The following is a 21,238-nucleotide window of genomic DNA, read 5'->3' as shown; positions in this document are numbered from 1 at the left end:
AAAAAGTCCTCAGGAGACAGTATGCCGACATCGCTCTCCCTCTCCCTCTGCGCCCCCGCCTTCCTGCCCCGGCAGCCCTCGCCAGCAACGGCAAGCCAGGACGAAGCCGACAACATCACGCACCTCGCCGGCATCTGCGCGGGCATAGCGAAGCAGCGCCCGCGCGACATGGCTACCCTGCTCGATGCCATATCGCTGATCACGCCGTTGCTGAACGCCATTCCCAACGTGGTGTTCTTCATCAAGGACCGCCAGGCGCGCTATCTGGTCGCCAACCTCACGCTGGCCGCCCGCTGCGGCTTCAAGCGCATCGAGCCCCTGCTTGGCAAGACGTCGGCCGAGGTCTTTCCCGCTCATCTCGGCCAGCGCTACACGGAGCAAGACCGGCGCGTCCTGGATACCGGCTGCGCCATTGCGCAGCAGCTCGAGTTGCATCTCTATCCCGCGCGCGACGCAGGCTGGTGCATGACCTGCAAGCGCCCCTTGCTGGATCGCGGCGGCGCCATCATCGGCATGGCCGGCATCTCCCACGACCTGCGCTTCGCCAGGGATACGCATCCGGCCTACCAGCGGCTGGCGGCGGTGGACACCTATATCCGCGAGCACTACATGCGCCCCATCCTGCTATCCGAACTGACGGGGCTGGCCGGCCTGTCGGCGGCGCAGCTCGAGCGCTACTGCAAGCGCATCTTCCACCTGACGCCGCGCCAGATGATCCACAAGGCGAGGCTGGAGCGCGCGTCCGAACTACTGTCCACCGATATGCCGATCACCGACATCGCGCTCGAGTGCGGCTATACCGATCACAGCGCCTTCAGCCGGCAGTTCAAGGCCCTGACCGGGCTGACGCCGCGGCAATTCAGGCCGCCAGCCGGCAGGCCAGGCGCGCACGATTGAGGCGCAATCACGCAATCACGCAAAAAGGCCGCGCGCGTCGAACCCACTCGCGCGGCCGCGCCTGGAGCGAGGCTCGCATTGTGCCGATTTCGTCCACCTTCTTTACGGAAAGTCTCAAGCCCCGACGGCGCGCAACTGCGAACCTGAAGGCTGGTGGCCAGGTGATGCCATGCCGGCACGCCCCACGTACACGAAAGGAGACGATATGAGCCGCAACGCCATCCATTGGAGCGGTGTGTTCCCCGCCGTCAGCACGCAATTCAAGGCCGATTACTCGCTGGATATCGAAGCCACCCACAAGGTGATGTGCAACCTGGTCGCCGACGGGGTCTGCGGCCTGGTGGTGTGCGGCACGGTGGGCGAGAACACATCGATGTCCGCCAGGGAAAAACTTGCCGTCATCGAAGCGGCGAAAGACGCCGCCAGGGGCCGCGTCCCGGTCATCGCGGGCATTGCCGAATTCACCACCGCCTTCGCCCGGGACATGGTGACCGAAGCGGCGCGCGCCGGCGTCGACGGCGTGATGGTGATGCCGGCGCTGGTCTACTCCGCCAAGCCGCACGAAGCCGCCGCGCACTTCCGCGACATCGCCACCGCCACGGACCTGCCGGTCATGCTCTACAACAACCCGCCGGTCTACCGCAGCGACATCACGCCGGACATCCTGGTCTCGCTCGCCGATTGCGAGAACATCGTCTGCTTCAAGGACTCCTCCGGCGATACGCGCCGCTTCATCGACCTGCGCAACGCCGTGGGCGACCGCTTCGTGCTGTTCGCCGGGCTGGACGACGTGGTGCTGGAGAGCATTGCCGTGGGGGCCGATGGCTGGATCTCGGGCATGTCCAACGCCTTCCCGAAGGAAGGCGAGACGCTGTTCCGCCTGGCCCGCCAACGGCGCTTCGACGAAGCGCTGGCGCTATACCGCTGGTTCATGCCGCTGCTGCACCTGGACGCGCGCCCGGACCTGGTCCAGTGCATCAAGCTGTGCGAGGAACTCACCGGGCGTGGGAGCGCGGTCACGCGGCCGCCGCGCATGCCGCTGCAGGGCGAAGCACTGGCACAGGTGATGACGGTGGTCGCGCAGGCCATGGCCACACGCCCGGCGCTGCCGGACGTCGGCCTGCGGGCCTGAGACCGCGCCGCCGGCCCGCGCGGCCGCCATCCACCCGCTCGCCATCGCGCACGGGCGGGCACATCGTCCGGACGACCATCCCCCGATGACCAAGGAGTCCCCATGTCTCCAGTGCAAGGCAAGTTCAAGCGGCAGCTCTCGCTGACCGATCTCACCTTTATCGGCCTGGGCGCGATCTTCGGATCCGGATGGCTATTCGCCGCCAGCCACGTGTCCGCCATCGCCGGACCCGCCGGCATCATCTCCTGGCTGCTGGGCGGATTTGCCGTGCTGCTGCTCGGCATCGTCTACTGCGAGCTGGGCGCGGCACTGCCGCGCGCGGGCGGCATCATCCGCTACCCGGTCTTTTCCCATGGCGAGCTGATGGGCTACCTGATGGGCCTGATCACGCTGATCGCCTTCTCCAGCCTGATCGCCATCGAAGTCGTGGCCGCACGCCAGTATGCGGCGGCCTGGTTCCCCTTCCTGAGCCAGCCGGGATCGAGCAATCCGACCCTGCCCGGCTGGGCGCTGCAGTTCGCGATGCTGTGCCTGTTCTTCGTGCTCAACTACTACAGCGTCAAGACCTTCGCGCGCGCCAACAACATCGTCAGCGTATTCAAGTTCGTGGTGCCACTGCTGGTCATCGTGGTGCTGTTCACGCATTTCAAGCCCGCCAACCTGCAGGTGCATGGCTTCGCACCGTTCGGGCTGTCCGGCATCCAGGCCGCGGTCTCCGCCGGGGGCATCATCTTTGCGTACCTCGGGCTGACGCCGATCATCTCGGTGGCCAGCGAAGTCCGCTCGCCACAGCGCACCATTCCCATCGCGCTGATCCTGTCGGTCTTGCTGTCCACCCTGATCTACGTGCTGCTGCAGATCGCCTTTCTCGGCGGCGTGCCGACCGAGACGCTGTCGGATGGCTGGCGCGGCGTCGGCCAGGCGTTCGCGCTGCCTTACCGCGATATCGCGCTGGCGCTCGGCGTGGGCTGGCTGGCGTTCCTGGTGGTCTCCGACGCGGTGATCTCGCCCAGCGGTACCGGCAGAACGCCACGCCCCGCGTGGTCTATGGCTGGGCGCGCGGCGGCACCTTCTTCAAGTCGTTCTCCCGAATCGATGCGGCCTCGGGGATTCCGCGGCCGGCCTTGTGGCTGACCTTCGCGCTGTCGGTGTTCTGGACCCTGCCCTTTCCCTCGTGGGAGGCCATGATCAACGTGGTGTCGGCCGCACTGGTGCTGAGCTATGCGGTCGCGCCCGTCACGGTAGCCGCATTGCGCCGCAACGCACCCAGCCTGCACCGGCCGTTCCGGGTCAGGTGGCTAGCCGTGCTCGGCCCGCTCTCGTTCATCATCGCCGCGCTGATCGTGTACTGGTCCGGCTGGGGCACGGTGTCCTGGCTGCTGGGACTGCAGATCGCCATGTTCGTGGTCTACCTGCTATGCAGGCGCGCGGTACCCACCCATCGCCTGAGCCTGGCGCAACAGGTGAAGTCGTCGCTGTGGCTGATCGCCTTCTACCTGCTGATCATCGTGGCGTCATACCTTGGCACTTTTGGCGGCATCGGCGCGATCAGCCATCCGTGGGACACAGGCCTGGTGGCGCTCATCGCGCTGGGCATCTATGGCTGGGGAGCCCGCACCGGCATACCTGCCGCGCTGCTGGATCTCGGCGGTGACGATGACGAATAGCCATTGCCTCAATCTGGACCCGGAGCCCCGATGAACGATCCCGGCGCCCCACCACGCCACCACGCCACAGGCAGGCGCGCAGCAGCGCCACCGAGCGCCGCTGCCTGCGCGAAGTCCGCGCGCTTTCTGGGCACACAGTGCGAAGCGGAACCCCGAATCTTCGTCACCTTGAAATGAATGCGCCTGAGGGCCGCTACAGCAATCCCAGTTGCCGCGCGATGGCAACCGCCTGCGTGCGATTGCTGGCCCGCAGCTTGGCGCTGATATTGCGCAGGTGGGTGCGCACGGTGGTCTCCGAGACAAAGAGCCGATCCGCCATCGCCACATTGGAGAAGCCCTCGGCCAGCAGTTGCAGCACCTTCTGCTCCTTGGGCGTGAGCGGTTCCAGCAGCCCATGGCGCGCCTGCATCGCGGCCGGGTCCACTGGCTCCGGCGCGCCGCCGCAGGCTTGCAGCAGGCGCTCCACATACCCTGCGGGCAGCGCGCTGCCCTGGCGCACGCAGGCCTCGGCCACCAGCCGGCGCACGTCAGTGCTCTCGTCGGCGAAGATGCGGATGAAGCCTTCCGCCGCGCCGAAGCGCAGCGCTTCGCCCATCGCCTGCAACGCCTGGGGCGCGTCGCCGCTGCGCTGGCAAGCCAGCGCCAGCAGGATGCGCAGCTTGAGCGCCCTGCGCATCAGCTGCGCGCGCTCGGTGGCGGCGAGTTCCGTCTCGATGGCCTCGCGCGTGCGCACGCAGGGCTCGGTAAACAGCGCCAGCCGCAGGCGCCCCATGACCACGTCTTCCAGGTCGTTGGCGAACGAGCTGACCGCGCTCAGGCCGGGACGCGCGCGCCACAGCGCCGGGTCGGCTGCGTGCTGCAGCGCTTGCTCGGCGGCATGCTGATTGCCTTGCAGCAGCGCCAGGCGGGCACGCTCGAGCATGGCGCCCAGCACCAGCCGTGGCAGGCCGCGATGATGGCCAAGGTGCTCGAGGGCGGCCAGCCATTCGTGCGCGCCGTCCACGTCGCCGCGGTCGTAGGCAATGCGGGCCAGTACGGTATGGCCGGTGATGATCTGGTCGGGCAGGCCGAGGTCGCGCGCAAGCGGCACGTACACGGTGAGCAGGCGCTCCGCGCGCTCGCGCTCGTTGATCTCGTAGAGCGCATCGGCCAGCAGGATGCCGGCCATGGCGTTGCCGTTGGTAGGGCCGTAGCGGTTCGGCAGCATCGTGCTGGCGGCAATGCGAAACCGCGCCAGCGCCTGCTGCAGGCGGCCCTGGCGCAGGTCGATCAGCCCCTCCACCGATTCCGAGAAGATCTTGTTGAAGTTGCTGTCGGAGCCGCGCACGACCTGCCGGGCCACGCCCAGCAGGCGCCGCGCCTCGCGGTAGTCGCCGGTAACGGCGGCCATGCGCGCCATCGAGGTGGCCAGGATGGAGTCCGGGAACGGATAGCCCATGGGCAGCGGCAGCGGATCGTCGCGGCTGCAGGCACGCGCCTCGTCGAAGCGGTCCATCATGTTCAGCAGCATATGGCGCAGCGCGCGCACATGCGCCAGCAGGTCGCCCTCGGCGCCGGCCAGCGGGATGGTCTGCAGCAGCGCAATGGCGTCGGCCGGGCCGCGCGTAAACGACAGCGCCCACACATGGGCGATCTGCAGCTTGGGCCACGCGGCCAGTGCGTCGGCCGGCACCGCGTCCAGCCAGCGCGTCAGCAGGCGCATGCGGCCCTGCGCCAGCAACTCGTCCACCTTGCCCGCCAGCAGCGGCAGCGCGTGGTCCACCGCGCCGGCCGCCAGCGCATGCTCGATGGCCGGCACCGGCCGGCCCTGCTGCTCGTACCAGCGCGAGGCGGCCATCTGCAAGGCCGGCACTTCGTGCGGCATGGCCTGCTGCAGCTGCGCACGCAGGAAGCTGGAGAACAGGCTGTGATAGCGGTACCAGCGCACATTGGGCTGATGGGTCTGAGCAGGCGGCTCCGCGCCGCCGTGGCGCTCGCCATCCAGCGGCATCAGGAACAGGTTGGCACGCTCCAGCCAGGCGAGGATCTCCTCGCTGTCGGCGGTGCCGCTCACGGCATCGCACAACGGCCCGCTGAGCTGGTCAAGGATGGAGGTGCGCAACAGGAATGCACGCACCGCATCGGGCAGGTGCAGGTAGACGTCCTCCACCAGGTAGTCGGCAATCGCGGCGTTCGAGCCGGAAAAGCCGGCGATGAAGGCGTCCGGCTGGCCACGCCGCTCCAGCGCCACCGACGCCAGCCACAACGCCGTCGCCCAACCCTCGGTGCGCCGGTGCAGCGTGGAGATGGCCGCGGGCTGCAACGCCAGGCCGCGTGCGCGGCGCAGGAAGGAATCGGTCTCGTCGGCGGTGAAGCGCAGCTGGGCCGGCTCGATCTCCAGCAGCTCGCCGCGCGCGCGCAGTCGCGCCAGCCCCGACTCCGGCACCCAGCGCGTGCCCACCACCAGGCGGGCGCCGGGTGGCAAATGCTCCACCACCTGCCAGACCAGGCCGGCCACGGCGGGGTTCTGCAAGGCCTCGAAGTCATCCAGGAACAGCGTGAAGGGGCGGTCGTGGGCCGCCATGCGGTCGATCAGCGCAAGCGCGTGCTCGCCTGCCGACTGCGGCGCAGGCTGGGCCGCGGCGAGCGGCGCGCCGCCCTTGCGCAGCACCAGCGCGAAGGCGGCTTCGAGCGAGCCGAGAAAACGCGTGGCGTCATTGTCCGCGCGGTCCAGCGTGAGCCAGGCGGTGGCCACGCCTTCGGCGTCCAGCCGCGCCCGGCATTGCAGCATGGCGGTAGTCTTGCCGAACCCGGCCGGCGCGCGCACCAGCACCAGCTTGACGAAGCCGGCAGCGCACACCGCGTCGCAAATGGCGCGGCGCTCCACCTGGAACGGGGTCAGCATGGGCGGGCGCAGCTTCGCCACCAGCGTGGCGGCGCGGGCGGCGCCCCGTTGGCCCGCGCTGGTCTCCTCGATTGTTGCCATTCGCCGTGTCTTCCTGTTGGCGGCGGCATCCACGAGCTGTGGATGCCACGCGATCGGCGCCGGCTTATGCTTGCCGGCTGCTGGCGCCACATGCGCCAGGGATCGAACGGCTGATTATGGCGTAAACGCCCGCCCGGCACGCGACGCGGCCCCGATGCAAGCCCCAATACCGCTTGCCGCCCCCCATGCCGGCCACACAGGCAAGCTATACCAGCTTGTTCTCCCGCCCCGCCCAGTAGCGTTCGCGCAGCAGCCGCTTGAGCAGCTTGCCGGTGGGCAGGCGCGGCAGCTCGGCGGCAAAGTCCACCGAGCGAGGGCACTTAATGGCCGACAGATGGGTGCGGCAGAAGGCCAGCAGCTCGTCGGCCAGGGCCGGGCTGGCGCGCGCCATGTCGAGTGGCTGCACCACCGCCTTGACCTCCTCGCCAAAGTCCTCGTTTGGCACCCCGATCACTGCCACGTCCATGACCTCGGGATGGGTCATCAGCAGGTTCTCGGCCTCCTGCGGATAGATGTTGACCCCGCCCGAGATGATCATGTTGGCCTTGCGGTCGGTCAGGTAGAGAAAGCCCTCCTCGTCCACGTAGCCGACGTCGCCCAGCGTGGTCCAGCCGGCGTGCACCGGGTGGCGCGACTGCGCGGTCTTGTCGGGATCGTTGTGGTAGACGAAGCTGCGCCCCTCGGCGAAGTAGATGGTGCCGGGCTCGCCCGGCGGCAGCAGCGCGCCGCTGTCGTCGCAGATGCGCAGCTGGCCAATGGAGGCACGGCCCACCGTGCCTTTATGGGTGAGCCAGTCGGCCGAACCCACGGCGGTGGAGCCGTTGCCCTCCGTGCCGGCGTAGTACTCCCAGATGATCGGCCCCCACCAGTCGATCATCTGCTCCTTGACGGCCACCGGGCAGGGCGCGGCGGCATGCACGGCAAAGCGCAGCGAGGACACGTCGTGGCGCAGGCGCACATCCTCGGGCAGCTTGAGCATGCGCGAGAACATGGTCGGCACGACCTGGGTATGCGTGATGCGGTGCAGTGCCAGCAGGCGCAGGAATGCTTCCGCGTCGAAATGCTCCATCACCACCGAGGTGCCGCCGAGCTGCTGCACCGCCATGTTGTAGCGCAGCGGCGCGGCGTGGTAGAGGGGAGCCGGCGAGAGGTAGCGCGTGTCCGTCCCGAACTGGTAGAGGGACTGGCACATCAGCACCATGGTGCCAGGCACGTCGATCTGCTGGTTGGCCGGCGGCGTGAAGACACCCTTGGGGCGGCCGGTGGTGCCGGAGGAGTACAGCATGTCGGTGCCCGCGCATTCGTCCTCGATGCGCCACCCGGGGTACCGGGCCAGCGCCGTCTCGTAGGCGGCAAAGCCCGGCACCGCGCCATCCATCATCAGGCGCGCGACCAGGCCTGGCACCTTGGCCGCCACGCCCTGCGCCACGGCAGCCTGCGCATGCGAGGTGACCAGCATCCTGGCGCCGCTGTCGGCCACGATATGCGCGGCGTCGTCCACGTTCAGGCGCGTGCTGATGCACACGTAGATCAACCCCGAGCGTTGCGCGCCCCAGCACAGCTCGAACAGGCGCGGGTGGTTCTCCAGCAGGAAGGCCACGCGGTCGCCCGGCTGCAGCCCGTGGTCGCGGAACAGCCGCGCCGCCTGGTTGGAGCGCTCGTCGAGCTCGCGGTAAGTGACGACGGTGCCGCCGGCCATGATGATGGCCGGCTTGTCCGGGGTGCGCTGCGCATGAACATGCGGGTGCATGACTGACCCTCCTGGAAGTGGGTGTGGCCGAACTGGGTGACTGGGTGCGTTGGAAACTTCGGTATCGCGGAACCGGCAGGGATGGCATTGCGTGCGGCACATTGTCGGGACAGGCACCCCGGGCGGGCATCGTCGGATGCGACGAACGCGCCTTGGTGCAATGCCGCAAACGCCGCTGTGGCCGCCCGTGCCGCGCGCCGCGCGCGGGGGCGATTCGTCGCATCCGACGATGCGAACCGGCGGCCTCTTCACATAATGGCAAGTGCCCCAGCAACCGCGCCAAGGAACCACCGTGGATTTCCAATTCAGCGAAGAACAATCGATGTTGCGCGACACGCTCGCGCGCTACCTGGCCGACCACTACAGCTTCGAAGCCCGCCAGGCGGCAATCCGCTCGCCCGCTGGCTGGCGGGCGTCCTGCTGGCAGGCCCTGGCGCAGGAGCTGGGGCTGCTGGGCGCCGCGTTCCCGGAACGCTTTGGCGGGCTCGGCGGCAATGCCGTCGAACACACGATCGTGATGGAGCAGTTCGGCCGCCACCTGGTGGTCGAACCCTACCTGTCTACCGTTGTGCTCGGCGGCGGGGCCTTGCTGCATGGCAGCGAGACGCTGGCCGCCAACTGGCTGCCTGCCATCATCGGCGGCGAGGCCACCGTGGCCTGGGCGCACGCCGAGCCGCGCAGCCGCTACTGCCTGCACGATGTACAGGCCAGCGCCGCCCGCGCGCAAGGCGGCTGGCGCCTTGACGGCCACAAGGCCGTGGTGGTGGCCGCGCCGTGGGCCACGCACCTGGTGGTCAGCGCGCGCACCGGCGGCAGCCGGCGCGACCGGGACGGCATCAGCCTGTTCTGGATCGCGCGCGACGCGCCCGGCGTGACGCTGCAGGAATACCCCACCGTGGATGGCTCCCGGGCCGCCGACATACGCCTGGACAACGTCTTCGTGCCGGATGGTGGCTTGCTGGGCGCCGAGGGCGAGGCGCTGACGCTGATCGAGCGCCTGAGCGACGAGGCTGCGGTAGCGCTGTGCGCTGAAGCCGGCGGCGCCATGAGCCGCATGCTCGGCGACACGGTCGACTACGCGCGCCAGCGCAAGCAGTTTGGCGTACCGATTGCCACCTTCCAAGTGCTGCAGCACCGCATGGCCGACATGTATGTGCAACTGGAGCAAACCGTGGCGCTGACGCAAGTCGCCGCCATGCAGGCTGGCGCGCAGCCCACGCAGCGCGCGCTGGCAGCCAGCGCCGCCAAGGCGCAGGCCGGGCAGGCCGGCAGGTTCGTCGGCCAGGCCGCGGTGCAGATCCATGGCGGCATGGGCGTAACGGAGGAGCTGGCGGTTGGCCACTACTTCAAGCGCGTCACCGCGATCGACCTGCAGTTTGGCTCCGCCGAACACCACCTGCGCCGTTACGCCGACCTGCTGTACCCGGTTGCCGCGTGAGCCTGCGCATTCCTGCCCCGCACTGACGAACATCCCGAGGCCCATCGATGAATCTCGATTTCTCCCCGCAAGAGCTGCAGTTCCGCGACGAGGTCCGTGCCTGGATCAAGGAAGCCTTCGACCCCGGCCTCAAGGCCCTGATGGCACGCACCAAGAATGGCTACCTCGACAAGGAAGGCCAGGTGCGCTGGCAGAAGAAGCTGTTCGAGCGCGGCTGGGCCGCGCCCAACTGGCCCGAGGAATATGGCGGCCCGGGCTGGTCCCCGGCGCAGCGCTACCTGTTCCAGGCAGAGACGGCTGCCGCCGGCTGCCCGACGGTGTCGCCGATGGGCCTGAAGATGGTGGCGCCGGTGATCATGAAATACGGCACTCCGGCGCAAAAGGCGCGCTTCCTGCCGCCCATCCTGCGCTCCGACATCTGGTGGTGCCAGGGCTACTCGGAACCCAACTCCGGCTCCGACCTGGCCTCGCTGCAGATGCGCGCCGAGCGCGGGAACGACGCGCGCGGCGAGCACTACATCCTCAACGGCTCCAAGATCTGGACCACGCACGCGCAGTGGGCCGACTGGATGTTCTGCCTGGTGCGCACCAGCCGCGACGCGCGCCGCCAGGACGGCATCTCCTTCGTGCTGGTGGACATGCGCACGCCCGGCATCACGGTGGCGCCGCTGCCCACGCTGGATGGCCCGATCGAGGGACAGCAGGAAGTCAACCAGGTCTTCTTTGAAGATGTGCGCGTGCCGGTGGAAAACCGTATCGGCGAGGAGGGCCTGGGCTGGACCTACGCCAAGTACCTGCTTGAGTTCGAGCGCGGCGGCAGCTACGGCCCGATGTTGCGCCAGCAACTGGCCAAGGTGGCGCGCATCGCGGAGAAAGAGCCCGGCGAAGATGGCGCTCGCTTGCTCGACGACCCGGGTTTTCGCCGCAAGCTGGCCGAGCTGCACATGCGCGCGGCCGCGCTGGAGGCGAGCGAGCTGCGGCTGTTTTCCAACGTGAGCTCGGGCACCTCGATCGGCGCCGCCTCCAGCATGCTCAAGCTGGTGGGCACTGAGACCATCCAGGCCATCAGCGAGCTGGCGGTCGAAGCCGCCGGCCCATACGCGCTGCCCTTCGTGCAGGACGGCTGGGGCGAATTGCAGGGACGCGCCACGGGGCCAAAGGTGGGCCCCGACTATGCCGCGCCGCTGGCGCCGCGCTATTTCAACTACCGCAAGGCATCGATCTACGCCGGCTCCAACGAGATCCAGCGCAACATCATCGCCAAGCTGGTGCTTGGGCTGTAAGCCACGTCAGTGCAGCAGCCCGCCCGCCGGGCTGCGTTCCTGCAAGGCGGCCATGCCGGCTGCCGGCCCTTCGACATCCCTGCAATCCTCGCAGCCCGCGCACTCGACAAAGGGCACGGCCGGCTGGCCGGCGTCGACCTCTTCGCCGGCTTCCAGCGCCGCGGTCACCGTGGCCCGGATCGATTCCGCCTTGAGCAGCAGGCGCAGGGCAATGTCGGCGCCACGGCTGGCCGCCACGCGCGCGATGAAGGCCCGGCGCGCCGGATCGCCCAGCGTGGCGACGTGCGCCGCTTCGCACAGCACATGCCATGCGGCTGGCTGGCCGTCAAACTGCTGCCGGCGGCGCAGCAGGGTGGCGTCGATGGCGGCGGCGATTTCCGCGTCCCTGACGGTGTGATTGCGCATGGTGCTCTCCTGAACGGGAAACTGGGGTTAGGGCCAGACGCGGGCCGCGCCACGATCATTGCTGCCGTGACTGCCGAGCGTCTGGAACCTGGCGCCGCGCTGGCGCGCGGCATGGATGGCTTCGCTCTTGTTGCTGACCTGCAGGCGCTGGTACAGCAGCGCGACATGGCTCTTCACGGTCGCCACCGAGATATTGAGCAGGCGGCTCACGGTCTTGAGCGCATAGCCGTGCGACAGCAGGACCAGCACCTCGTACTGGCGCGGCGTGAGCTTCAACATGCGCGCCTCCTCGCGCAGCAGGTCGATGCGCTCGCCTTGCGTCGCCAGTGCCTGCAAAGGCGCCGAGGGGTGCGGGGCCGGCTGGCGCCAGCGCGCGTCATCGGCCAGCACCAGCCGGATCGCCGCCTCGATCGCCGCCAGCGATGACGCCTTGGGCAGCCACCTGCAGATTCCCCATGCCAGGTCCGGCGGCAACACAGGCGGTAGCGTGCCATCGACCAGCAGCAGCAGGTACTGCGCCGATAGCACGGTGCGTGCGGTCTCCAGCAATGCGTGCGCGCGATCCTGCGCTGGCGGCAAGCCGAGGATCACCAGCCCGATGTCGTTCATCTGCCCCTGCAGCATGGCGAGATCGGCCGGATCCACGCAGATCACGTGGCCCAGGCCCTCGACGCCACCCAGCATGCGCAGCAGGCCGAGCCGCAAGAGCGGGTTGTCTTCAAGCAGGAGCGCATTCATGACGGCGTGCCTGCGTGCGAGCTGCTGCGTTCCGGTTCCATCTGCTCCCCCTTTGGCAACGACGTGCCCATCCGGCTTGGCTGGTGTTCGCGGCAACGTTGTCACAGGCAATACCGCAAGCCGTGTGCCAGCGGCAAGGCGTTGTGCGCGGCGGATGCGAGGGGGATTGCGGCAGGGGTGGCGCCGGCCGGGAAGGCAGGCGCCATAACGGCTGGCGGGAGGGCGTGCCAGGCAGGCGGGGCCTGGCGGTGCCCCTTGCCAGGCGCGAATGCGCGAGCGGCGGGCCGGCTGCGTGTTACGCGTTACGTAACGTGTTCCGTGGGGCAGGCGGAGACATTCAGGGAGAATGTGTCCTGATGATCACTGACTCGCTGCGCTCTCCCATGAAATGGGAGAGCGCAGCGTACCGAGTGTTTTACGTTCCTGTGCGCCAGCCTCAGTTGACGCGCCGGTTGTACCCCTCCCAATACGGCTCGCGCAGCTTCCTGCGCAGCAGCTTTCCGGACGGGTTGCGCGGCAGCGCATCGGCAAACTCGATGCTCTTGGGGATCTTGTAGCCGGCCAGCCGCTCGCGCGCCCACGCCACAATGCTGTCGCGATCCGGCGCCTGCCCGGGACGGGGCACGACGATGGCCTTGACCGCCTCGCCCCATTTTTCGTCGGGCACACCGATCACGGCCACATCTGCCACCTGCGGGTGGCCATAGATCGCGCTCTCGACCTCGGCGGGATATACGTTCTCGCCGCCGCTGATGATCATGTCCTTGACCCGGTCGTGGATGTAGACATAGCCCTCGGCATCGAGAAATCCGGCGTCGCCGGTACGCAGCCAGCCGTCAGCGTCGATGGTGCGCGCGGTCTCGTCGGGCTGCTTCCAGTAGCCGGCCATGTTCTGCGGCGAGCGGATCATCAGCTCGCCGACTTCGCCCGGCGGCAGGCGCCGGCCTTCCCAGTCCACCACCACCACTTCCACGCCGGGCAGCGGCTTGCCGGCGGCCCGCATGCGCGGCACGTCGTCGGTGGTGTGATCTTCCGGCGGCAGCGCCACCACCGTGCCGGTGGTCTCGGTCATGCCGTACTGCTGCGCAAACCCGCAACCGAAGACTTCGATGCCCTCGCGCAGCAAGGCGGCCGGAATCGGCGCCGCGCCGTAGAGCAAGGTCTTCAGGCGGGAGTAATCGATGCTTCGTGCGCGCGGATCGCGCAGCACGAACTGCATCGCCGCGGGCACCAGGAACAGCTTGCTGACGCGCTCGCGCTCAAAGAAGTCCAGCACCGCGCCGGGATCGAAATCGCGCGCCACCACGCCCTTGGCCCCCGCGAGCAAGCTGCGCAAGCCCCAGCCCGAGCCACCAATGTGCGCCACCGGCATGGCCACCAGCGAGACATCATCGTCCGTCCAGCGCGACCACGAGATATCTTCGCGCTCGCTGGCCTCGGTGCCGGCGGTCAGGTTGCGGTGGGTCAGCATGGCGCCCTTGGGGCGGCCGGTGGTGCCCGACGTATAAAGCTGCAGCACCACGTCGTGCGCGGCGGGCTGGTGCGCCGGTGGCGTGGGCGCCTGCGCGTCGCGCCAGGCCACGTAGGCGGGCCAGTCCGGCTGGCCGCCTTCCATGGCGATCACCTCGCGCACCAGCGGCAGCGTGGGCAGCAGCTTGCGCACCAGGTCTGCCGATTCCGGTCCCACGAACAGCAGCGCGGCATCGGAGTGGCCAACGATATAGCCCACCTCCGGCGGCGCCAGGCGCCAGCTCGCGGGCGCCATCACGGCGCCCATCTTGGCTGCCCCCAGCAGCAGCTCGAAGTAGTGATCGCAGTTCTTGCCGATATAGCCGATGCGCTCGCCGGGCCCGACCCCTGCTGCCGCCAGCGCCTGGGCGACACGATCGCTCTGGCGGTCCAGCGCCAGATACGTGGTCAGCCTGCCTTCGAAGGCATAGGCCACCGCGTCGGGCCGCCGCTGCGCGAAGTGGCGCAGCGCATGCGGCAGTGTGGTCAGGTAACTGAAATCCATCAGCGTCTCCTTCTCTCGGTCCTGCTGCATGCGCGCGTCCTTTTTTATTGTTGTGAACTGCCGGATCAGCGCGGGGCCATGCGGATGGCGCCATCGAGCCGCACCGCTTCGCCATTGAAATAGCTGTTGCGGCACATCTCCAGCGCGAGCGAGGCAAATTCTTCCGGCGCGCCGAGCCGCTTGGGGAACGGCACCGAGGCGGCCAGCGCAGCCTTGACGTGTTCCTGCGCGCCTTGCAGGAGCGGCGTGTTGAAGATGCCGGGCATGATGGTGTTGACGCGAATGCCTTCGCCAGACAGGTCGCGCGCAATCGGCAGGGTCATGCCGACCACGCCGGCCTTGGACGCGGAGTACGCCGCCTGGCCCATCTGCCCGTCTTGCGCCGCCACCGAGGCGGTATTGATGATGACGCCGCGATCGCCGTCGCGCGCATCCAGCGTGAGCATGCCGGCGGCCGAGCGCGCCAGGCAGCGGAAGGAGCCGATCAGGTTGATCTGGATGATGCGCTCGAACGCGTCCGAGGCGAAGAAGCGAATCTGGTCCGGCGCTTCCTTGGCGCGCGATGCGGTCTTGATGGCGTTGCCAGTGCCAGCGCAATTCACCAGGATGCGTTCCTGCCCGAGCGCTGCACGTGCCTTGGCGAAGCCGGCTTCAACCTCGGCTTCCGACGTCACGTTGACCTGGCAGAACACGCCACCGAGCTCGCGCGCCACGGCCTCGCCTTTTTCCGCGTTCATGTCGAACAGGGCGACGCGCACGCCGTGCGCCGCCAGCGCCCGCGCGGTGGCTTCGCCCAGGCCCGATGCGCCGCCCGTGATCACTGCCGTTACCGATGCATTGAGTTCCATCTTGTCTCCGCGTTGTCTTGATGTGTGTTGATGTGTGGATGATGCGTGTTGAATCCGTGCTGGACCATTCCCCGCATTCCGCGTTCCCCGTCGGCGCGCAGCGCTACGCCTGGGCGGAATGCCTGAGCCCGGCGAGCCGGATAAACGGGCTTGCCAGCGTGGTATGGAGATTCAGCGATGACGGCGCGCAACGCATCGTCCGAAGCGACGAATGCATGAAAGCACATGAAGCACATCAAGCGCCTGAGAGCGTGAGCACGCCTGCGCGCGGCGCGAATGCTGCTGCCCGCGGGCAGCAGCATTGGCCACTTGAAGAATCCGCGGCCGGTCTAGCGCCGCGTTGCCAGGTGATACAGCGCCAGCAGGATCACAGCGCCCAGCACGGCGCCGACAAAGCCGGCGGACTGGCCCGGGCGGTACCAGCCCAGCGCCTGCCCAAGGAAGGTCGCTGCGAGCGAGCCGACGATGCCCAGGCCGGCGGTCAGGAAAAAACCGCTTGGCCCGCGCCCGGGCGTGAGCATGCGCGCCACCAGGCCGGCGAGAAAGCCGATGAGGATGATCCAGATCAGGTGCATGTCATGCCCTCCCGGCGGCGCTTCCCGCGGCTCACTTGCATGCCTTGCCGTGATCCGCGTGGAAACCTTGCGCGGTGGCGTCGGCTTCACTCATATAAGCGCCGTTCTTGGTCTTGCCGTAGTACTTCGTGCCAGGGCAGTGATAGACCTTGGAAGACTTGTTGGCCCATACCTGCCCAGGGCCGCCACCCGGAGCCGCGGCGGCGGCGGGCGCGGCTGGCTTGGCCATCGGCATGGAGGCGGACGGCGCAGGCGCGGCAGGCTTGGCCATCGGCGCGGCAGCGGCGGGAGCGGCTGGCGTGGTTTGAGCGCGCGCCAGGTGCGGGACCGAGATGATGAGGGCTGCGGCCAGCAGCATGGGCAAGCCGATGCGCCGGCCCAACGAGGCGGGCGAGGCGGACAAAGCGGTAACAGCGGTAACAGCGGTAACAGCGTTCATGGCTTTCATAGCATTCATGACAGGCTCCTGCGGTAACAATGCCATTGGGACAACGAAACGACAGGGCTGCATACAGCCGCAACCCGACCGACACGCAATACCTCACTCAACGGCCCGCACCGTCACTCCGTTGACCACAACCTGCCAGCACGGGCTTGTGCCATGGTACGCCTGCTGCACGCCGCCCGCTGCTGGCGCCATGCGACATGCCCTGCAAGGTGCCCTGCGCGAGCGGCAACGCCGATTGCGGCGCCGCGCGAATCCACGGCGTGTGCGGTATCCGCAATGCGCTACAGTGTCAGGCATCCCCCGGGGTTGTCCCGTACTCTCTATCCCCACCCGCATGAGATGACGCTCGTGATCAGGTCCCGATTCACAATACCGGCCGCATGCCGGCCAGGCGCACTGCTGCTGATCTGGCTGGTGCTGGCCATGCTGGCGACGCAGCCTGCACTGGCGGCGCCGGCCGGACTGGCCTCGCTGGCGGCGATCGTCAAGGCCGAGTCCGCGCCGGCCTCGCAGCCCGCTGCCAGCGAGCCCCTCGCGCAGTCGCTTGACCAGGTCATCACCACGCTGCAAAGCGACAAGGACCGCAAGGCCCTGGTCGAACAGTTGCAAGCGCTGCGCAAGGGCATCGGCGGGGCCAGTGCGGCGTCGGCGCCACAACCCGGCCTGCTCGGGGCGCTGGCCGAGGCGGTCGACCATCTCGATGCGTCGCTGGGCAAGGACAAGGGGCCGTGGCACTACTGGCGCTGGCGCATCGATTTCGCGGGCGACGAGTGGCTGGCCGCGCTGACCCTGAACGGGACGCGCTCGCCCTGGCAATCGGCACGGGAGTTCTCCACCGTGCTCGCGGCCTGGTTCTTCGCTGGATGGCTGCTGCGGGAGGCGGTGAGACGCGTGCGCAACCGGCGCCTGCAGCCAGCGGTGCGCCATGAGCTGCCCGCGGTGCCGTCCTGGATGGACGTCGGGCTTTACATGCTGCGCAGGGTGGCGCCGTGGGTGGTCGCCTTCGCCCTGGCGATGCTGCTCTCGAGCGGTGTGTTCGAACGCTCGCCCGCCAGCATGGCCGGCATGGTGATTGCCTATTCGGTGGTGGCCGGCGCCGTGATGGGCGCGGTGTGCCAGGTCATCTTCGCGCTGTTTACCTCGGCGCACCGCGCCCACGCGGTGCGCGACCTGCTGCTGCACTCCCGCAGGCTGCTGTTCGCCACCGGCGCGCTAGCGGCGCTGGGCGACGCCACGACCGACGCGCGCGTGATCGCCTCGCTCGGCGCCAACCTGTCAGCACTGATCTCCACCGTGGCCAACATCGCCGCGGCGCTGCTGATCGGCGCCTTCACGCTGCGCTTTCGCCGGCAGATCGGCCAGATCATCAGCAACCGGCCGCTGGCTTTCCGCCAGGAGCATCCCGCGATCATGGACCTGTTGCGCCTGGTAGGCGCGAGCTGGCACCTGCCGGTGCTGGCGGTGGTGGTGGCCTCCGTGGCAGGCACGCTGCTGGCCACCGGCTACGCGGACATCTTCCTGCAGCGCACCGTGGCCTCGGTAGCGCTGTTCGTGGCCGCGCTGCTGCTGACGCTGGTCACCGGCCGCTCGCCCAAGGCCACGCACCGCCCGCCGCGCTTTCGCGACCGCCAGCGCTCGGCCTACCTGGCGCGCTTCGGGCGCTTCGCGGTAGCGCTGGTGCGGGTGGTGATCTGGTTCGCCTACTTCGAGCTGGCCGGACGGATCTGGGGGGTGTCGCTGCTCTCGGTGATTGAATCCACCGCGCTCGGCAAGCGCATCGGCGAGGCCGTGTTCAGCGTGACCAGCACCGTGCTGCTGTCGTGGCTGCTGTGGCTGCTGGTCGATACGGCCATCACCCAGACGCTGACGCCCGCACACGGCCGCGGGCAGGAGCCCAGCCTGCGAGCCAGGACCATCCTGCCGCTGGTGCGCAATGCATTGTTCGTCGCGCTGCTGGTCGTCACGCTGATCGTGGTGCTGGCCAACCTCGGCGTCAACGTGACGCCGCTGCTCGCCGGCGCCGGCGTGGTCGGCCTGGCCATCGGCTTTGGCGCGCAAAGCCTGGTGCAGGACCTGATCACCGGCCTGTTCATCGTGGTGGAGGACTCGATCGCCATCGGCGATTCGGTGGAACTGCCCGACCATATCGGCACGGTGGAGGCCATGACCATCCGCACCGTCAAGCTGCGCGACGGCAAAGGCGCGCTTCATATCCTGCCCTACAGCCAGATCAAGGCCATCAAGAACATGTCGCGCGGCTATGCCTTTGCCGTGTTCAACATCGGCGTGGCGTACGGTAGCGACCTCGACCAGGCCATCGAGCTGATCCGCGAGACCGGCGCCGAGGTTGCGCGCGATTTCCGCTACGCGCGCAACCTGCTTTCCGGGCTCGACATCCTGGGCCTCGATCGCTTCGACCCCAACGGCTCGGTGGTGCTGGCCCAGTTCAGGACCCGCCCGCTGACCCAGGCGGAAATCACGCGCGCGTTCAACGTGCGGCTCAAGCGCAAGTTCGACCAGCATGGCATCAGCATGGCCACGCAGCGGGTGACGGTGCTGGTCGAGGGCAGCCCGGGGCTCCCCCCGGCGCAGGACGCGCAGGCTACGGAGCTGGCAGCCGGCGCCGGCGCCGCGCTTTCAAAGGGTGCGCCCGGGCCAGGCTGAGTCACCATGCAGCGCCCAAAGCGCACGCAGAAACGGGTACGCTTTGCGCCGCCATGGCCCGTTTCGCAGGCATGTCGGCGCCGTAATAATTTGTAATAATTGCCCAGGCGACATTCCCCGTTTGCGAAGTTATGCTCGCATGCGCATAATGCCGCCACACGGTAACGCGCAGCGCTGACAGACCCGGCATACCGGGCGCCTGACCCCGTCCGGTGGCACCTGCCACTTCGGAGCCGGCCACAGCGAGCCAGCCGTACCGCTACCAGCGGGCCAATAAAAAGAGCAAAGCAGGATCAGGCGAGAGCCACCGGGGAAAACACTATGGGCGAACATCCGTCGGCGGATGAAGACTTCCATCGTCTGATCGATTCGATCTACGAGTCAGCGCTTGACGTCACCGCCATGCCAGCCGCGCTGGATCTCTTCTCCCGCTATACCGACATCGAAAGCCCGCATTACCTGGTCTGGGACAAGCTGTCGGGGCAAGCGCGCCTCGGCGTCACCCCGCATGGCTGCTTCCCGGCGCAGGGCACCTACGTGCCGGAGGGCCTGCATGCGCTGGCGAGCCTGCCCAGGCGCGCGCTCGCGGGCGATCACCATGGTGACCTGCAGGACGGCGCGCCTTGGCGCGCGCCAGCGCATGGCGCCGACCTGGAGCATGGCGTGCGCCTGCTCGATACCGCCGAGGTCTGCGTGGTGATGGGCGGCACGGACCGGGGCGGCCGCCCGGACACCGGGTTCGACGGGGCGCAGGACTTGAACCACCGCAGCAAGCGGCTCGCGCGCGTGCTGCCGCACTGGGCCCGCGCCGCGCGCATGCAACAGCGCAACTTCGAGTTGAGCGGCTTGGCGGCCCTTGGCCTGGCCGGGCTGGATACGCTCGACTTCGGCGTGATGGTGCTGCAAGCCGATATGCGCGTGCGCTACGCCAATATCTGGGCCGAGGCGCTGGTGCAGGCCGACAGCCAGCTCACGCTGGAAAACGGCGTGCTCAAGACCCACGACCAGACCCTGCACGCCACCCTGCAAAGGCTGCTCGACCGCGCCATGCAATCCCGTGGTGGCGAGGCGGCGGCCGGGTCGTGGATGCACATCACGTCGGGCGGCCAGCCGGTACCTGTCATCGTGCTGCCGCTGGTGGCCCGCCAGCCGGTGGAGGGCCCGTGGCAACTGCCGTTTGCGATGGTGCTGATGGGCAACTCGGAATCGCGCTCGGTGCTCGACAGTTCGGTGCTGACGTCGCTGTTCGGCCTGTCGCGCAAGGAAAGCCTGATTGCCATCCGCCTTGCCGCCGGCGAAACCCTGGCCGAGATCGCCGAGCACGAATTCGTCTCGCCGCACACGGTGCGCGTGCATATTCGCGACATCCTGCGCAAGACCGGCACCCATCGCCAGAGCGAGCTGGTGCGCCTGCTGCACCTGCTGCCGGGCGTGGCGCTGGAGCGCGCCGGCGCGGCGCGTGGCAGCTGCGCGCCCGCCTGATCCGCGGGCCTAGGCAACCACGGTGCTGGCCACCTCCAGCAAGCGCTGCACCTGCCGGTCATCGCTATCCGTGGATGTGGCCAGCGCGATGCCGATGCGCGCCGCCGGCCGTGGGCTGGCCAGCCGCAGGAAACGCACGCGCCGGTTGATATAGCGCGCCGCCACGCTGGGCACCAGCGCCACCCCCAGGCCGCTTTCCACCAGGCTGACGATGGTCTGCACCTGCACCGCCTCTTGCGTCACACGCGGCACGAACCCGGCTTGCTGGCACAGCAGCATGGCGATGGCCTGCAGGTTGGGCACCTCGGCGCTGGGATGCATGATGAAGGGTTCCCCGGCGAGCGCCTTGAGCGCAATCGCATCGCGCTCGGCAAAGCGGCTATCGGCCGGCACCGCCGCCACGAACTCGTCGTTCTCCAGCGGCATCAGCGTGTAGCCGCCGCTGTGCAAGATGGGAAAACGCACCAGCCCGGCATCGAGCTGATGGCGCTCCAGCCGGTCCAGGATCGACGCCGAAGTGGATTCATGCAGGATCAGCTCGATCCCCGGGTGCGCGGCCCGAAACGCCGGGATCAGCTTGGGCAGCAGGGCGTAGGTTGCCGAGCCCACAAAGCCCACGCGCAGTGCGCCGCGCTCGCCGTGCGCCGCCGCCAGTGCCGCCGCGCGAGCCTGGCCGGCATGGAACAGCGCGCGCCGCGCGTCATGCAGCGCGGCTTCGCCAGCTTGGGTCAGCCGTACCCCGCGCGAGGTACGCACGAACAGCGGCGTGCCAAGCGCGTCTTCGAGCTTGCGGATCGAGATGGATAGCGGCGGCTGCGCCATGTGCAGGCGCTCGGCCGCGCGGTGGAAGTTGCCGGTTTCGGCCAGGGCGACGAACTGCTGAAGTTGACGAAGGTCCACGCTGATGTCCACATTGATATCTGGAAGATATC

At 68.5% G+C, this 21,238-nt stretch carries 15 protein-coding genes and 1 pseudogene; 7 read left to right on the top strand and 9 right to left on the bottom strand.

Annotated features, from left to right (window positions below; all coding sequences use genetic code 11):
• Nucleotides 1-21 precede the first annotated feature (21 nt).
• The 3 genes and pseudogenes from AC1RWI_RS06200 (at nucleotide 22) to AC1RWI_RS06190 (ending at nucleotide 3,696) form a co-directional block, all read left to right on the top strand.
• Entirely contained in the window at nucleotides 22-897 is an 876-nt protein-coding gene (locus AC1RWI_RS06200) for an AraC family transcriptional regulator (RefSeq protein ID WP_144410054.1), read from the top strand.
• A 205-nt stretch (nucleotides 898-1,102) separates the two neighbouring features.
• The gene (locus AC1RWI_RS06195; RefSeq protein WP_043357176.1) at nucleotides 1,103-2,029 is read left to right on the top strand and encodes a dihydrodipicolinate synthase family protein; all 927 of its coding nucleotides are present in this window, start codon (nucleotides 1,103-1,105) and stop codon (nucleotides 2,027-2,029) included.
• Between the two features lie 102 nt (nucleotides 2,030-2,131).
• Nucleotides 2,132-3,696 (top strand): annotated as a pseudogene (locus tag AC1RWI_RS06190) (APC family permease).
• Between the two features lie 193 nt (nucleotides 3,697-3,889).
• Here the strand turns inward: AC1RWI_RS06190 and AC1RWI_RS06185 are convergent.
• Together AC1RWI_RS06185 and AC1RWI_RS06180 are read right to left on the bottom strand one after the other, a co-directional pair.
• Nucleotides 3,890-6,661, bottom strand: coding sequence for a winged helix-turn-helix domain-containing protein (locus AC1RWI_RS06185; RefSeq protein WP_492865223.1), 2,772 nt, complete (start codon nucleotides 6,659-6,661; stop codon nucleotides 3,890-3,892).
• A gap of 205 nt (nucleotides 6,662-6,866) precedes the next feature.
• Nucleotides 6,867-8,411 carry an AMP-binding protein gene (locus AC1RWI_RS06180; RefSeq protein ID WP_043357183.1) on the bottom strand — a complete coding sequence of 515 codons (1,545 nt, stop codon included), beginning with the start codon at nucleotides 8,409-8,411 and terminating at the stop codon, nucleotides 6,867-6,869.
• Between the two features lie 292 nt (nucleotides 8,412-8,703).
• Here AC1RWI_RS06180 and AC1RWI_RS06175 point away from each other — a divergent pair, with 292 nt between their 5' ends.
• Nucleotides 8,704-9,849: an acyl-CoA dehydrogenase family protein gene (locus tag AC1RWI_RS06175; RefSeq protein ID WP_492865221.1), complete on the top strand. Its 1,146-nt coding sequence runs from the start codon at nucleotides 8,704-8,706 to the stop codon at nucleotides 9,847-9,849.
• Between the two features lie 47 nt (nucleotides 9,850-9,896).
• Nucleotides 9,897-11,132 (top strand): acyl-CoA dehydrogenase family protein, encoded by a 1,236-nt coding sequence (locus AC1RWI_RS06170; RefSeq protein ID WP_492865219.1) that lies wholly within the window; start codon nucleotides 9,897-9,899, stop codon nucleotides 11,130-11,132.
• A gap of 6 nt (nucleotides 11,133-11,138) precedes the next feature.
• On the opposite strand, the gene AC1RWI_RS06165 is transcribed toward AC1RWI_RS06170, so the two are convergent.
• The 6 genes from AC1RWI_RS06165 to AC1RWI_RS06140 form a co-directional block, all read right to left on the bottom strand.
• Entirely contained in the window at nucleotides 11,139-11,537 is a 399-nt protein-coding gene (locus tag AC1RWI_RS06165; RefSeq protein ID WP_492865216.1) for a DUF7696 family protein, read from the bottom strand.
• Nucleotides 11,538-11,564: 27 nt separating this feature from the next.
• Complete coding sequence (locus AC1RWI_RS06160; protein WP_492865214.1) at nucleotides 11,565-12,275, bottom strand: helix-turn-helix transcriptional regulator; 711 nt, start codon at nucleotides 12,273-12,275, stop codon at nucleotides 11,565-11,567.
• 436 nt (nucleotides 12,276-12,711) lie between these two features.
• Nucleotides 12,712-14,289, bottom strand: a complete 1,578-nt coding sequence (locus tag AC1RWI_RS06155; protein WP_492865249.1) for a fatty acid--CoA ligase — start codon at nucleotides 14,287-14,289, stop codon at nucleotides 12,712-12,714.
• 65 nt (nucleotides 14,290-14,354) lie between these two features.
• A complete protein-coding gene (locus AC1RWI_RS06150; RefSeq protein WP_043357193.1) occupies nucleotides 14,355-15,137 on the bottom strand; it encodes an SDR family NAD(P)-dependent oxidoreductase in 783 nt (260 codons plus the stop codon).
• Nucleotides 15,138-15,466: 329 nt separating this feature from the next.
• Nucleotides 15,467-15,712 carry a GlsB/YeaQ/YmgE family stress response membrane protein gene (locus AC1RWI_RS06145; RefSeq protein WP_492865212.1) on the bottom strand — a complete coding sequence of 82 codons (246 nt, stop codon included), beginning with the start codon at nucleotides 15,710-15,712 and terminating at the stop codon, nucleotides 15,467-15,469.
• Nucleotides 15,713-15,743: 31 nt separating this feature from the next.
• The gene (locus tag AC1RWI_RS06140; protein WP_492865210.1) at nucleotides 15,744-16,169 is read right to left on the bottom strand and encodes a signal protein; all 426 of its coding nucleotides are present in this window, start codon (nucleotides 16,167-16,169) and stop codon (nucleotides 15,744-15,746) included.
• A 330-nt stretch (nucleotides 16,170-16,499) separates the two neighbouring features.
• Here AC1RWI_RS06140 and AC1RWI_RS06135 point away from each other — a divergent pair, with 330 nt between their 5' ends.
• Both AC1RWI_RS06135 and AC1RWI_RS06130 read left to right on the top strand, forming a co-directional pair.
• Nucleotides 16,500-18,824 (top strand): mechanosensitive ion channel family protein, encoded by a 2,325-nt coding sequence (locus AC1RWI_RS06135; RefSeq protein ID WP_082055244.1) that lies wholly within the window; start codon nucleotides 16,500-16,502, stop codon nucleotides 18,822-18,824.
• Nucleotides 18,825-19,145: 321 nt separating this feature from the next.
• A complete protein-coding gene (locus AC1RWI_RS06130; RefSeq protein ID WP_043357196.1) occupies nucleotides 19,146-20,306 on the top strand; it encodes a helix-turn-helix transcriptional regulator in 1,161 nt (386 codons plus the stop codon).
• A gap of 9 nt (nucleotides 20,307-20,315) precedes the next feature.
• Here AC1RWI_RS06130 and AC1RWI_RS06125 read toward each other — a convergent pair whose 3' ends face one another.
• Nucleotides 20,316-21,206: a LysR substrate-binding domain-containing protein gene (locus tag AC1RWI_RS06125; RefSeq protein WP_043357197.1), complete on the bottom strand. Its 891-nt coding sequence runs from the start codon at nucleotides 21,204-21,206 to the stop codon at nucleotides 20,316-20,318.
• Nucleotides 21,207-21,238: the final 32 nt, after the last annotated feature.

This window comes from Cupriavidus sp. MPR-AND1C, assembly GCF_058809705.1.
This window is presented reverse-complemented; position numbering and strand designations above follow the sequence as displayed.

What these genes read in the sequence shown, in the direction of transcription:
- AC1RWI_RS06165 (WP_492865216.1), bottom strand. Translation starts at nt 11,537, where the DNA reads ATGCGCAATCACACCGTCAGGGACGCGGAAATCGCCGCCGCCATCGAC.
- AC1RWI_RS06195 (WP_043357176.1), top strand. Translation starts at nt 1,103, where the DNA reads ATGAGCCGCAACGCCATCCATTGGAGCGGTGTGTTCCCCGCCGTCAGC.
- AC1RWI_RS06170 (WP_492865219.1), top strand. Translation starts at nt 9,897, where the DNA reads ATGAATCTCGATTTCTCCCCGCAAGAGCTGCAGTTCCGCGACGAGGTC.
- AC1RWI_RS06160 (WP_492865214.1), bottom strand. Translation starts at nt 12,275, where the DNA reads ATGAATGCGCTCCTGCTTGAAGACAACCCGCTCTTGCGGCTCGGCCTG.
- AC1RWI_RS06145 (WP_492865212.1), bottom strand. Translation starts at nt 15,712, where the DNA reads ATGCACCTGATCTGGATCATCCTCATCGGCTTTCTCGCCGGCCTGGTG.
- AC1RWI_RS06185 (WP_492865223.1), bottom strand. Translation starts at nt 6,661, where the DNA reads ATGGCAACAATCGAGGAGACCAGCGCGGGCCAACGGGGCGCCGCCCGC.
- AC1RWI_RS06200 (WP_144410054.1), top strand. Translation starts at nt 22, where the DNA reads ATGCCGACATCGCTCTCCCTCTCCCTCTGCGCCCCCGCCTTCCTGCCC.
- AC1RWI_RS06150 (WP_043357193.1), bottom strand. Translation starts at nt 15,137, where the DNA reads ATGGAACTCAATGCATCGGTAACGGCAGTGATCACGGGCGGCGCATCG.
- AC1RWI_RS06130 (WP_043357196.1), top strand. Translation starts at nt 19,146, where the DNA reads ATGGGCGAACATCCGTCGGCGGATGAAGACTTCCATCGTCTGATCGAT.
- AC1RWI_RS06180 (WP_043357183.1), bottom strand. Translation starts at nt 8,411, where the DNA reads ATGCACCCGCATGTTCATGCGCAGCGCACCCCGGACAAGCCGGCCATC.
- AC1RWI_RS06140 (WP_492865210.1), bottom strand. Translation starts at nt 16,169, where the DNA reads ATGAATGCTATGAAAGCCATGAACGCTGTTACCGCTGTTACCGCTGTT.
- AC1RWI_RS06155 (WP_492865249.1), bottom strand. Translation starts at nt 14,289, where the DNA reads ATGGATTTCAGTTACCTGACCACACTGCCGCATGCGCTGCGCCACTTC.
- AC1RWI_RS06135 (WP_082055244.1), top strand. Translation starts at nt 16,500, where the DNA reads ATGACGCTCGTGATCAGGTCCCGATTCACAATACCGGCCGCATGCCGG.